The 11,384-nt window shown below is 57.9% G+C and carries 14 protein-coding genes; 6 read left to right on the top strand and 8 right to left on the bottom strand.

Annotated elements, in window-relative coordinates; genetic code table 11:
* Positions 1–700 precede the first annotated feature (700 nt).
* On the top strand, positions 701–1,345 hold the full coding sequence (locus tag PZ897_RS10555; RefSeq protein ID WP_275752245.1) for a hypothetical protein: 645 nt from the start codon (positions 701–703) through the stop codon (positions 1,343–1,345).
* Between the two features lie 71 nt (positions 1,346–1,416).
* On the opposite strand, the gene PZ897_RS10560 is transcribed toward PZ897_RS10555, so the two are convergent.
* From PZ897_RS10560 to PZ897_RS10590, 7 genes are all read right to left on the bottom strand, one after another.
* Positions 1,417–1,584, bottom strand: coding sequence for a hypothetical protein (locus PZ897_RS10560; protein ID WP_275752246.1), 168 nt, complete (start codon positions 1,582–1,584; stop codon positions 1,417–1,419).
* Positions 1,581–2,054: a cytochrome c gene (locus PZ897_RS10565; RefSeq protein WP_275752247.1), complete on the bottom strand. Its 474-nt coding sequence runs from the start codon at positions 2,052–2,054 to the stop codon at positions 1,581–1,583. The genes PZ897_RS10560 and PZ897_RS10565 overlap by 4 nt, the downstream gene beginning before the upstream one ends.
* A gap of 19 nt (positions 2,055–2,073) precedes the next feature.
* Complete coding sequence (locus PZ897_RS10570; protein WP_343217455.1) at positions 2,074–2,523, bottom strand: L,D-transpeptidase; 450 nt, start codon at positions 2,521–2,523, stop codon at positions 2,074–2,076.
* A 206-nt stretch (positions 2,524–2,729) separates the two neighbouring features.
* On the bottom strand, positions 2,730–3,212 hold the full coding sequence (locus tag PZ897_RS10575) for a DUF411 domain-containing protein (protein ID WP_275752249.1): 483 nt from the start codon (positions 3,210–3,212) through the stop codon (positions 2,730–2,732).
* Between the two features lie 223 nt (positions 3,213–3,435).
* On the bottom strand, positions 3,436–3,945 hold the full coding sequence (locus tag PZ897_RS10580) for a L,D-transpeptidase (RefSeq protein WP_275752483.1): 510 nt from the start codon (positions 3,943–3,945) through the stop codon (positions 3,436–3,438).
* A gap of 104 nt (positions 3,946–4,049) precedes the next feature.
* Positions 4,050–4,376 (bottom strand): hypothetical protein, encoded by a 327-nt coding sequence (locus tag PZ897_RS10585; RefSeq protein ID WP_275752250.1) that lies wholly within the window; start codon positions 4,374–4,376, stop codon positions 4,050–4,052.
* A 50-nt stretch (positions 4,377–4,426) separates the two neighbouring features.
* On the bottom strand, positions 4,427–4,660 hold the full coding sequence (locus PZ897_RS10590; protein WP_275752251.1) for a multicopper oxidase domain-containing protein: 234 nt from the start codon (positions 4,658–4,660) through the stop codon (positions 4,427–4,429).
* A 134-nt stretch (positions 4,661–4,794) separates the two neighbouring features.
* Here PZ897_RS10590 and PZ897_RS10595 point away from each other — a divergent pair, with 134 nt between their 5' ends.
* Positions 4,795–5,751: a murein L,D-transpeptidase family protein gene (locus tag PZ897_RS10595; RefSeq protein ID WP_275752484.1), complete on the top strand. Its 957-nt coding sequence runs from the start codon at positions 4,795–4,797 to the stop codon at positions 5,749–5,751.
* 264 nt (positions 5,752–6,015) lie between these two features.
* Here the strand turns inward: PZ897_RS10595 and PZ897_RS10600 are convergent, their stop codons facing one another.
* On the bottom strand, positions 6,016–6,213 hold the full coding sequence (locus tag PZ897_RS10600; RefSeq protein WP_275752252.1) for a heavy-metal-associated domain-containing protein: 198 nt from the start codon (positions 6,211–6,213) through the stop codon (positions 6,016–6,018).
* 188 nt (positions 6,214–6,401) lie between these two features.
* Between PZ897_RS10600 and PZ897_RS10605 the strand changes: the two genes are divergently transcribed.
* The 4 genes from PZ897_RS10605 (at position 6,402) to cueR (ending at position 10,718) form a co-directional block, all read left to right on the top strand.
* The gene (locus tag PZ897_RS10605) at positions 6,402–8,897 is read left to right on the top strand and encodes a heavy metal translocating P-type ATPase (protein ID WP_275752253.1); all 2,496 of its coding nucleotides are present in this window, start codon (positions 6,402–6,404) and stop codon (positions 8,895–8,897) included.
* Positions 8,898–8,954: 57 nt separating this feature from the next.
* The gene (locus tag PZ897_RS10610; protein WP_275752254.1) at positions 8,955–9,227 is read left to right on the top strand and encodes a glutaredoxin family protein; all 273 of its coding nucleotides are present in this window, start codon (positions 8,955–8,957) and stop codon (positions 9,225–9,227) included.
* Between the two features lie 70 nt (positions 9,228–9,297).
* Positions 9,298–10,305, top strand: coding sequence for a 2Fe-2S iron-sulfur cluster-binding protein (locus PZ897_RS10615; protein WP_275752255.1), 1,008 nt, complete (start codon positions 9,298–9,300; stop codon positions 10,303–10,305).
* Positions 10,302–10,718 (top strand): Cu(I)-responsive transcriptional regulator, encoded by a 417-nt coding sequence (gene cueR, locus PZ897_RS10620; RefSeq protein ID WP_275752256.1) that lies wholly within the window; start codon positions 10,302–10,304, stop codon positions 10,716–10,718. Before PZ897_RS10615 ends, cueR begins: the two co-directional genes overlap by 4 nt.
* The last annotated feature ends 666 nt before the right edge of the window (positions 10,719–11,384 follow it).

Genomic DNA, 11,384 nt, shown 5'->3' on the forward strand with positions numbered 1-11,384 from the left:
GTCCGTCTCCTTGTCGTGACGGACTCTACCAAATTTTGGAGGAAGTTAAGGGGCTCAGGTCAGAGCTCGTCATCCTTCACTTTACTCTCGTTCATGCAGGTTCCCCCGTAGCCGCGCAGCCCGTTCCAGCCGTTCGTTTAATGTGTCGTGTTTGAAATCGCTTAATGTAGCAGCCTGAGATTGGTGGATCGACGCGCCCGCGACGCGATCAGCGCTGAGGCCTTTATGGACTTTCCGATCAGGTTGTCGAACGCGAGAATACAGCGTACGCAACACCGCCGCGCTAACCGGACTACCACCTCGCGTACGTAAACCTTCGCTCTTCATGAGTGAGGCTATCTGCTCCCAGGTCGCGCCAGCCGCCCGTAGGCGTTCAAGAAAACCAATGTGATCGCGGACAACACGCTGTAGCGGAAGCGGCCCCAAAATGCCTTTGGCTGATTTCGCAAATGTTTTCGCCTGTACTCTTATGTATTTCATGCTTCTCATATAGAAATAATGCCGCGCAATTTAAATTGCGACAAGCATCATAGACAGATTTGTAATAAATATTGAGTTACGAAAGTTTTCGTAACGTTTCATAATGTTACATTCACACCTGTGCACCTGCGAGTGCGGCGCGCTGGGTTACTATGAATTCGCTGAAGACGACCCATAAGACTAGATCTGCATTACTCGGGGAACTTGCCGTAGTTCTTGTATGGCGAGAACCTTCCCGGCTTCACGCAGCCGGGCAGCCGAACAAGCCATAGGCCAGATCAATCCGTCCTTCTTGGCACAGAAACTCCAAGGCTTGCTCATCGGTAAGGAATCTTGGTTCATCTCCGGCAATTCGCCCACTGTTAATGTCCTTGGCCCAAATGGACTCGGCATTGATCTTACATGCGGTGAAGTACACTCCATCCTGGGTCCGATAGAGATACTTCTGCCAATTAATAACTTCGTCGTTCCCGGTTGCGCGGGAAAGACGCATAATTTCATTAGCTTTCGAAAGGTCAACATGTTCTTCTTCCAGCAACCGGAGACTCTTCCAGTTTTCGGACCCGAAATAGAAAAATTGGAGAGAATTTTAGATGTTTTAAGGGAGCTTGACCTCAGGATGACGATCGGGGCTCTCTCAGCCTTTGTGTTCATCGCACGACGTCTGCACGTACTGGCATCTGGCGATGAAAATCTGCGCAACATTGCTCACGAAATGCAAATTCCCTACCCGTCGCTTCTCCGGCACACTGACCTGCTCTCAGAGGGAATTCCGCAAAAGATCGAAGGAATACGATTATTCGAAAAAGGCCGCATCCGCACGACAAGCGAGCGCGGCAGGTTAAGCTTACCGCAAAAGGATTAGCGATCTTCGAGAAAATCGAAAAAATAATGGCCTGATTTTCCTTCACTTCGAAAGGTGGATTCGCTGAGCTTTCACCCGAAACCCACTACATCTTGCCCTCTCAGTACAGCAGCAACAAGACACGCACAGGCCAATCGCCGCTCGGTTAACGTTACGATGCCCGCATACATCATCACCACCAAGATGATCGACACGCCCTTCGCAATATCCACCCAAGCCATACGTTTCGAATGGGTCATTTCGGCTCCAGGGCGTAGCGCGCATTCATTTCGTCATGGCGGTCGCGGATTTCGTCCGGCCATGTACTCTTGATGTAGGAGAGGACAGCGATGATTTCTGCATCGGTGAGCACGTCTTCATAGACCGGCATTGCCGAAGTGTAATTCGTCAGATTTGCTGCGGCTACAATTCCGTATTTCGTGATCTCGAAGAGAATTTCATCCGGGTGATGCCATGTGTGGCCGGTTTCGTCATGGGGCGGCGCCGGCATCAGGCCGTCGGCACCCGGAGACTGCCAATCCTTGACTTGCCCCTCCAATTTCACACCATGGCAGGACGCGCAATTCTCGCCATACAGGGTTTGCCCCAACGCCAACAACCGCCGGTCCTCTGGTTTAAGAAGCCCCGCGCTCCCTGCATCCTGCTGCACCGTCACGACGATCGCGGCTGCTGCAAACCCCGCGATGACGGCAATGGCCGTGACATACAAAGGTTTACGCATGGCCGACTCACACCACTATGAGCCGGGAGCCCGAAGGCACGCGGTTATACAGGTCAATAATATCCTGGTTCATCAGCCGGACGCAGCCGCTCGAGACCGCCTTGCCGATCGTCCAGTATTCGGGGGAGCCATGGATACGGTAAAGCGTGTCGACACCGTTCTGAAAGATGTAGAGCGCGCGGGCACCCAGAGGATTGTCGAGCCCCGGCGGCATGCCGCCATTGTCCGCGCTCCATTGCTCCAGTTCCGGTTGCCGGGCGATCATCTCTGCGGGCGGGGTCCATTTTGGCCATGCCTGCTTCCATTGTATGCGGCCTTCGCCGGACCATTCAAAGCCTTGCCGGCCAAGCCCAACCCCATAACGCATGGCCTTGCCGCCTTCCTGGACGAGATGGAGGAAAAACGTGTGTGTGTTGACCACGACAGTACCGACCGGGTACGGCTCGGTATAATCCACCTGCCTCCGCCAGAATTTTTCCGGTACTCTTGTCAGCTCGACTGCCGGAATGGGAAATCTTTCCTCCGGCATCGGCCCATACATGGCAAGATAGGAGGACGGCGGGCCTTTGGGCGGGGGTGGCGCCTGCGGAGTTTCTGTTGTGGAACACCCGTGCAAGGCCAAAGCCGACAGGCTTCCTGCCCCGGTGATGAATTGTCGCCGGTTCATTGTTTGCCAGCCTCGAAGAAAACCGCAGGGGTTTCGGCGGCTCGGCCGGTGAACGCGTAGACTTTATAGTTTGCCGCCGGATCATCGCCCATGCCGAGTGAGCCCATCGGCATGCCCGGGGCCGAGATTCCGCGGATATCCGGTCTCTCGGTCATCAATGTTTTCACCGCCTCGATCGGCACATGGCCTTCAAGCACGTATTTGCGTTCGCCGCCAATCATGGCTGTGTGACAGGCCTCAAGTTCGCCGGGCACGCTGGCCTGCATCTTGATCGGGGTGAGGTCTTCTACGTCCGTGGTTTCGACGTCGTAGCCGGCCTTTTCCATCGCGTCAGCCCAGGCCTGGCAGCACCCGCACCACGGCGTCTTGAACACCATGATCTTGTTGTCAGCTTCCAACGATTGAGCGAACGCAACCGTGACCGTTGCGGAAAGCCCCATGGCAAACGCCAGGGCAAATGGGGTGAGGAATTTGGTCATATCATATGCCTTTCGAAATCGTGAGAGATTGGTCTTGGCAGCATGGCCCCCAGTTTGGGGCGCGAAGTGGTGAACACCGTGGCATAGGTCCAAACCGGCAGTCAGCGGGCGCGAATTTTCCCCTTGGCGGGTTGGCCTGAACCGGCCTTGCTGGCGTTGCATATACGTATCCGAGACACGATGAAAGCGCGGGAACCGGTATTGGACCGTGCTTGCTGTTGCATCACAACACCACCACCTCGGCACCGGCAGGCACTCTTTCATACAGGTCTTCAACATGTGCATTGATCATGCGAATACAGCCGTTGGAGACCGAGCGCCCAATCGACGAGGGCTCTGTCGTGCCGTGAATGCGATAATAAGTATCTCGCCCGTTCCTGTAGAGATAAAGCGCCCGTGATCCGAGCGGATTGCCGGGACCGCCGGGGACACCCTTGGCATATTTTGCGTATTTGCCGGGCTGGCGCCGGATCATGTTCTGGGTCGGCGTCCAGCTCGGCCATTTCGCCTTGCGGGCAATCGTGGCGGTTCCTTTGAAAGTAAGGCCTGCCTTGCCAACACCAACGCCGTAGCGGCGTGCCATTCCCTTGCTCACTTGCAAGTAGAGAAAATGATTGCGGGGATCGACGATAACGGTACCGGGCGCATAGCCCGAAAACGCTACGGTCTGTGGCTCGAATTTCGGGTCAAGCTTGAAAGACTTTGTATGTGCGTGAGCCTGCGGTGCCGGCATCAATGTCAAAGCCGCAAAGCCCAACATGAATTTTCTTTTGGAGATCATGATCACCTCGTGACTGATTAAATTCCGAAAGCGCCCATTGGCGCGGCTATCCGTGATCAGGACACAATAGGGGGTCGCATGAGGGTGCCTTCGACCGAATATGTCAGCGAAGACGAAGACCAACTTGCTTTAACGGGGATTGTTCGCCGGAAATTGATAACGATATAGGGCGCGAGGAAATGGCAATCCATGGCGCAGGAATTGTAACCATGCCCCATCTTGCTGCCGGGACTTTCACAGCAGTCCTTCTTGACAGCGTCGGGCCGGCTTTGCTCGGTCATCATCTGGCCAGCCGTATCAGCTGTTTTCGCACTCTGCGTTGCAGCCAGGAGTGCGCCATTGGAAAACAGCAAGAAAACAAGTGCGATGACAAGATTGCGCATACCACCCTAATTACCCGGAAAAGCTAAAATGTTCCATAATAAACCGGCCTTCACGCAATGGTGAACGCCGTCGTCATGCCTGCCGCGGCATGTTCAGGCATGTGACTAGGGTCACGCCATTTGCCCGGATTGTCGGCGACAAAGGCAGTTTCCGTCGTCTGTTCGGGCCCGATCAGCAAGGTGTCGCGCCACGGTTGCCTTCGTCCACCTCGCTGCCCGGCCGGGAGATCAGCCGGAAATGATGTCAACTTCCAAATTTTCGTTAACCACGCGAATGCACACATCTGTTACGTTATCAACATCAACATCGCGCTCTTGACTGAGACGGCGGCACCAACTCTCCGATCCACAAGGGACAGAGAAGAACTTGTTTCAGAAGCTACTCAAATTTCTGGTCCTGCCTGCGATTGCAGTGTCTATGACAGCTTGCGTATCGACGGTTCTTGACGTTGACAACAAGGCAAATCAGCCAATTGCGGCAAGCCTTGTCAGCGACATGAGAAAGCTCAAGATGACCCCGGCTGATCCCATCCTGGTCCGGATTTTCAAGGATGAGAGCGAACTCGAGATCTGGAAACGTGACCGCACCGGGCGTTACGCGCTATTGAAGACGTTTCCCATGTGTCGCTGGTCCGGAAAGCTCGGCCCGAAGACCACAGAAGGCGACCGGCAGGCTCCGGAAGGATTTTACCATGTCTCCGCGGGCATGCTCAATCCCAACTCCCAATACTATCTCGCTTTCAATCTTGGCTACCCGAACAGGCTGGAAAGCGCACTCGGTTACACTGGCGACGCCTTGATGGTTCATGGTGCCTGTACATCGTCAGGATGCTACGCGCTCACGGATGCCGGCGTCGCGGGCATCTATGCGATAGTCCGTGAGGCCCTGAGGGGTGGACAATCGTCATTTCAGGTGCAGGCTTTTCCATTCCGGATGACGCCTGAAAACATGGCGCGAAACCGAAATGACCCCAACTTCGAATTTTGGAAGAACCTGAAACAGGGTTATGACATTCTGGAGGTCACGGGCCGGCAGCCGCAGGTCTCCTATTGCGGCAGACGGTATGTCTTTGATGCGACTTTTGAGGGGGGTAATCCTCGCGACCCGCTTGCGTCATGCCCACCTCTCCTGAGCACGGAAGACGATGCCGTTGCTGCCCGGCGTGTGTCTGATGAACGCAAGATGGAAGCTGTCATTGCCTCCGGCGCGGATATTTCTGTTCATGCGTATTCGGATGGCGGCATGCATTCAAGTTTCCGAAAACTTCTGAAAAACCGTGGTGCCAAGGCGCTCGCAGAAACAACATCATTGAAGAGCGTACCGGTCAGCCGACCGGAGGCTGCCCTGGCGGATCCTCATACGCCCGGAGAATGACATCCAAAGTCGGATTTGCCATTGGACATGAGACCCTGTGTCCGTGCCGCCGGGCCTGGGGAGTCGCCAGGTTCGTTGCCAGTGGCGAACCGAATAGTCCCGAGCCACTCATAGCCACTCATGGGCGTTCTCGGTGACCGGTTGCGGTTCACCGAGAGCGCCTGTCGCGGCACCCAGACATCTTGACAGCACGGGCGCGCTGTCAAGATGAGTGCCGCTGCTGGGCACAGGGCGCTGGAAGGCATCAGCCGAGCTTCGGAAGCATCAGGCAGGGGTGCCGGGATAACCTGCTTCTTGCAAAGCGGCGCCAAGTGCACCGGCATCGGCAGTTGAGGCCACGGCCACGTTCCTGGTCGCCAGATCGATGTCGATCTGCGCTTGCGGGTCGACGCTCCGGAGCGCCTTGGTCACGATGCTGGCGCAATGACCACACGTCATATCAGGTACATTAAGTTTCAACATTTCTCTCACCTTTGGTTGGCTGGCTCCTGCCAGTGAGCACCCAATTGGGGCTTCCCCCCATGGCAAGGTCAAGGGAGTGTCGAAAAATATTTGCCTCCAAAAAAAAATGCACAAAGAACGCTTGACCTTCCCATGATGGGAAGCCTTAGGGCTGTTTTCAAGACCAATTGTTTTGAAGGACTACCCCCATGAACATGCGCCCTGAAATAGATGCCCGGCACCGGTTCCGGATTGAGGGAATGACTTGTGCCTCCTGCGTGAAGCGGGTCGAAACTGCCATTGCCAAACTTGACGGTGTCAAATCCGCCTCGGTCAATCTGGCCACTGAAACCGCCGAAGTCCGGTTCGGAGCCAGGCCCGACGCGCAAGCCGTCATCAAGGCCGTGAACGATGCCGGCTATGAAATCGCAGCAGATGTGGCCGAGTTCGGCATCGAAGGCATGACCTGCGCCTCCTGTGTCCGCCGGGTCGAACTGGCTATCGCCGCCGTCCCCGGCGTCCTTGGCGCCTCGGTCAATCTGGCAACGGAAACCGCAGTGGTCCAGTATGCCAGTGGGCTCGCTCTGACGGAAGTCGAGGCGGCCATACGCCAAAGCGGCTACGAGCCTACAAGAAAAAAGGGCGGCGCGGAGGAAACCGACCGTCGCAAGGCCGCAAAGGAAGCCGAGTACCGCGCCTTGATACGCGACTTCAGCCTCGCTGCGACGCTGACGCTGCCGATCTTCGTTCTGGAGATGGGCTCGCACATGATTCCAGCGTTGCACATGTGGCTGATGCATGCGGTCAGTACCCAGACCCTCTATCTCATCTTTTTCGCCCTCGCATCGGTGGTGCAATTCGGCCCCGGCCTGCGGTTCTACCGCAAGGGCGTGCCGGCGCTTCTGCGTCTTGCACCCGATATGAACTCTCTGGTGGTTCTGGGCTCGACGGCTGCCTGGGCCTATTCCGTGGTGGCCACGTTTACGCCCGGCATTCTGCCGGATGGCACTGCCAATGTGTACTATGAAGCCTCCGCGGTCATCGTGACCCTGATCCTGCTCGGACGCCTGCTCGAGGCGCGTGCCAAAGGCAGGACCGGCGAAGCCATCAAGCGCCTGATGGGGCTGCAAGCCAAATCGGCCCGGGTAGAGCGGAACGGTGAATTCGTCGAGGTGCCGCTCGAACAGGTGGCCACCGGCGATATCATCCAGGTGCGTCCCGGCGACAAGATCCCGGTGGATGGGCGGGTGACCAGCGGCTTCTCCTATGTCGACGAGGCGATGATCTCCGGCGAGCCGGTGCCGGTGAAAAAGGTGGCGGGTGATGAAGTCATCGGCGGCACCATCAACAAGACGGGCAGCTTTGTCTATCAGGCAACCAAGGTCGGCGCCGACACGTTGCTGGCGCAGATCATCCAGATGGTAGAAACTGCGCAAGGCTCAAAACTGCCGATTCAGGCGATTGTCGACCAGGTGACGGCCTGGTTCGTGCCCGCCGTCATGCTTGCTGCGGCACTCACGTTTCTGGTCTGGCTCAGCTTTGGCCCGGACCCGGCATTGGCGTTTGCGCTGGTCAACGCCGTCGCAGTGCTGATCATCGCATGCCCATGCGCCATGGGCCTTGCTACTCCCACCTCGATTATGGTCGGAACCGGACGCGCCGCAGAACTCGGTGTGTTGTTCCGCAATGGCGATGCCCTGCAAAGCCTCAAATCGACCGATGTGGTTGCCCTCGACAAGACCGGTACCCTGACCCTCGGACGCCCGACCCTGACCGATCTCATTGTCAGCGACGGTTTTGACCGTGACGAGGTTCTCTCGCTGGTCGCCTCTGCCGAAGCCATGTCCGAGCATCCGGTGGCCGAAGCCATTGTTGCAGCCGCCAAGGCGCAGGCGCTTGCGATTCATCCGGTCGAGGCGTTCGAAGCCGTCCCGGGCTTCGGCATCAAGGCCGAAGTGGCGGGCAAGACCCTGCACGTCGGCGCGGACCGCTACATGCGCCAGGTCGGCGTCACCTACGCTGTCCAGCCACAGGTGACGGAAGATCTGGCCATGGAAGCGAAGACACCGCTCTATGCTGCCATTGACGGCAAGCTGGCGGCCATCATCGCGGTTGCCGATCCGGTGAAGCCGTCGACACCGGCTGCCATTGACGCGCTTCACGCCCTCGGGCTGAAGGTTGCCATGATCACCGGCGACAACCGCCGCACGGCTGAAGCCATCGCCGCGCGTCTCGGCATTGACCAGGTGGTGGCCGAAGTGCTGCCGGAAGGCAAGGTCGAGGCGGTCAAACGCCTGCGCGCTGGTGGCCGCAAGGTTGCCTTTGTCGGCGACGGCATCAATGACGCACCGGCGCTGGCCGAGGCGGATGTCGGCATCGCCATCGGCACCGGAACCGACGTCGCCATCGAGAGCGCCGATGTGGTGCTGATGGCCGGAGACCTGACCGGCGTTGCCAATGCCATCGGCCTGTCGAAGGCGACCATAACCAACATCCGGCAGAACCTGTTCTGGGCGTTTGCCTACAACGCCGCGCTGATTCCGGTGGCGGCAGGCGTGCTCTACCCGTTCTCCGGAACCTTGCTGTCGCCGGTGCTGGCCGCTGGCGCCATGGCCATGTCCAGCGTGTTCGTGCTGGGCAATGCGTTGCGGCTGAAACGTTTCACCGCGCCGATCAAGGACTGGTCCAAGACCAAGCCTGCCTAACATCAACTGCGGGTGCGGGGCCTGGGCGCTCTGCACCCCATTCAGGAGAACATCATCATGACCGATGCACCTTCCAGATCCTGGATTGAAATCTACACCACGCCGCAATGCCCCGACTGCATCGCGCTGAAGCGCTGGCTTCGGAACCTGGGCATTCCCTTTGTCGAACACGACCTGCGCGACCCGCTGATTGCCGAGGAAGCACGGGAGCGGACCGGAATGCGGATCGCCCCGCTGACCCTCATTGAGGGACAGGTTTTCTGGGGCACCTTCAGCCACCAGGCACCGCAAATCGCCGAACTGCTCGGTCTCACCGCAGCCGCGGCCTAGGAAATCGATCCTGACAGATGGGTTCCATCCTTAAGGACACACCGACCCACCAGATCAAGAGGAGAGAGAGATGACCACAATCACATTGCCACAACTTTCCCGCCGTATCGGCGCGGCTGACCAACAAACCATCCTCGACGCAGCCTTTGCTGCCGGGGTCGCCTATCCTCACGGCTGTTTGTCGGGGCGGTGCGGCGCCTGCAAGTCGCGCCTGCTGGAGGGCGAGGTGGTGATGGCGAAGCACTCGCCATTTGCCTTGACGGCAGAGAAAGCCGCCAAGGGACAGATCCTTGCCTGCGTGGCGACACCGGTTACGCCGTTATCGGTTGAATGGCTTGATACCGACTATGTGCCCCGCGAAGCAGCGAAGACGACCGCCCGGGTTCTCTCGACGAGCCAGGCGACCCATGATGTTGTGATCCTGAGGCTTCGCCCGTCAGCGCCGTTGGCCTTCGCCGCCGGGCAGTATCTGTCCTTGAAAATCCAGGGCACACGGGCGCGGCATTACTCGATGGCCAATACACCCCGTGAGGAACTCATCGAACTGCATGTCCGGGTCGTTCCGGGTGGCCGGACAAGCGGACTGGTCTCTCGTCTGGTTGTAGGTGACGTGGTGCAGCTGACTGGTCCGATGGGCAGCAGTTACTTTCGAGAAACCCACGCCGGTCCGATCCTGGCGGTAGCCGGCGGAACCGGCCTGGCCCCGGTGAAATCGATCATCGAGGCGGCCCTTTCGCTCGATCCCGATCGGCATGTGCTGCTCTATTTCGGTGTACGAACAGAGCGCGACCTCTATTATGCCGCCCATTTCCGGGCGCTCGAAGCCCGCCACGCCGGGTTCAGCTTCATCCCGGTTGTTGCAGTGACGGACAATCCGGAGCATCGTAGCGGCATGGTAACGGACGCCATTGCCGACGATATCCGCGATCTCAGCGGATTCAGCGTCTACATGGCGGGACCACCACCGATGGTGGAGGCCATGCAGGCTCTAGCCTCGCAACGTGGCGCACTGGCGAATCGGGTTTACGCCGATGTGTTTTTCACGCCCGAGGCCGCAAAACAGGAGGAGTTGCTATGAACATCGGCGAAGCCGCCAAGGCGACCGGCATATCCGCCAAGATGATCCGTTATTACGAGGGATTGAACCTGATCAGGCCGGCCTTGCGGACTGCGTCGGGTTACCGGGTCTATTCCGACGTCGACATTCACACGCTCAGGTTCGTGCGGCGGTCGCGTGATCTCGGGTTTTCAGTCAGGCAGATTTCCACTCTGCTCAACCTCTGGCAGGACCGGAGCCGCGAAAGCGGCCAGGTCAAGCGGGTGGCGCTGCAGCACATTGCCGATCTCGAAGTCAGGATCAGCGAGTTGCGCGACATGATAGGGGTGCTGAAGACCCTGGCGGACACTTGCCATGGCGACCATCGACCTGATTGCCCGATCCTGCACGGGCTCGAACGAGGGGCCCGGGTTGAGCCCACAGCTTTTGCCTGACCTGGTCCTCCTGCCTGCGATGTTGCACATCGCAATCTGGTCAGGACAGGACACCTTAGATCAGGACTCATCTGTTGATATGGAAGATGACGGTCACCGCGATGGCGATGGCTGACATGAAGGCGCGGGCGCTTGACCTTCCGCTGGGTGGAAGCTTTATAGATAATCGCCGAGCATCAAACTCCACCGGACTGTTCGGAAAACGATCCGGAGAGTGGTGGTATAGATCTCGAAATATTCTGCACCGCTGATATTCTGGACCCATGTCGGCGGTGAAGATCAAAGATCCAGAAGTCGACACAATTTGTATCTACACAGGTAGTACTCAACGCGGCAATGGAATACCCTGACAATACCCCAGCAGCGCATACGCCAAGAACAGACATCTCCTCACTGGCTTTTGATCAAAAAGGCTATTGTTGTTGCTCAAATTTAGGCTATCAAATCCGCCGATGAAGCTGTCGAATCACTTCATATCCCGTCGCCGACGCATGTTCCTGGTCGTGCTGCTTGTTGTTGCGAGCTTCTTGCCGGGGCCCCTGCGGGCGCTTGCCATCACCGGGGCTCAGGCCGCCGACGGGGGTGGGCACCATGCCATGATGGGGCACGTCTCGAGTGATCGACCGGCAGCCGCCCACGGTTTATCCCAGGATATATCCTCTGGTT

The sequence above is a fragment of the Hoeflea sp. YIM 152468 genome, assembly GCF_029210485.1.
Lineage (GTDB): Bacteria > Pseudomonadota > Alphaproteobacteria > Rhizobiales > Rhizobiaceae > Hoeflea.

Coding starts and splice junctions, on each gene's coding strand:
- PZ897_RS10555 (WP_275752245.1), top strand. CDS start 701: ATGGCGAGAACCTTCCCGGCTTCACGCAGCCGGGCAGCCGAACAAGCC.
- PZ897_RS10560 (WP_275752246.1), bottom strand. CDS start 1,584: ATGACCCATTCGAAACGTATGGCTTGGGTGGATATTGCGAAGGGCGTG.
- PZ897_RS10575 (WP_275752249.1), bottom strand. CDS start 3,212: ATGACCAAATTCCTCACCCCATTTGCCCTGGCGTTTGCCATGGGGCTT.
- PZ897_RS10580 (WP_275752483.1), bottom strand. CDS start 3,945: ATGCCGGCACCGCAGGCTCACGCACATACAAAGTCTTTCAAGCTTGAC.
- PZ897_RS10585 (WP_275752250.1), bottom strand. CDS start 4,376: ATGCGCAATCTTGTCATCGCACTTGTTTTCTTGCTGTTTTCCAATGGC.
- PZ897_RS10590 (WP_275752251.1), bottom strand. CDS start 4,660: ATGTGTGCATTCGCGTGGTTAACGAAAATTTGGAAGTTGACATCATTT.
- PZ897_RS10595 (WP_275752484.1), top strand. CDS start 4,795: ATGACAGCTTGCGTATCGACGGTTCTTGACGTTGACAACAAGGCAAAT.
- PZ897_RS10600 (WP_275752252.1), bottom strand. CDS start 6,213: ATGTTGAAACTTAATGTACCTGATATGACGTGTGGTCATTGCGCCAGC.
- PZ897_RS10605 (WP_275752253.1), top strand. CDS start 6,402: ATGAACATGCGCCCTGAAATAGATGCCCGGCACCGGTTCCGGATTGAG.
- PZ897_RS10610 (WP_275752254.1), top strand. CDS start 8,955: ATGACCGATGCACCTTCCAGATCCTGGATTGAAATCTACACCACGCCG.
- PZ897_RS10615 (WP_275752255.1), top strand. CDS start 9,298: ATGACCACAATCACATTGCCACAACTTTCCCGCCGTATCGGCGCGGCT.
- cueR (WP_275752256.1), top strand. CDS start 10,302: ATGAACATCGGCGAAGCCGCCAAGGCGACCGGCATATCCGCCAAGATG.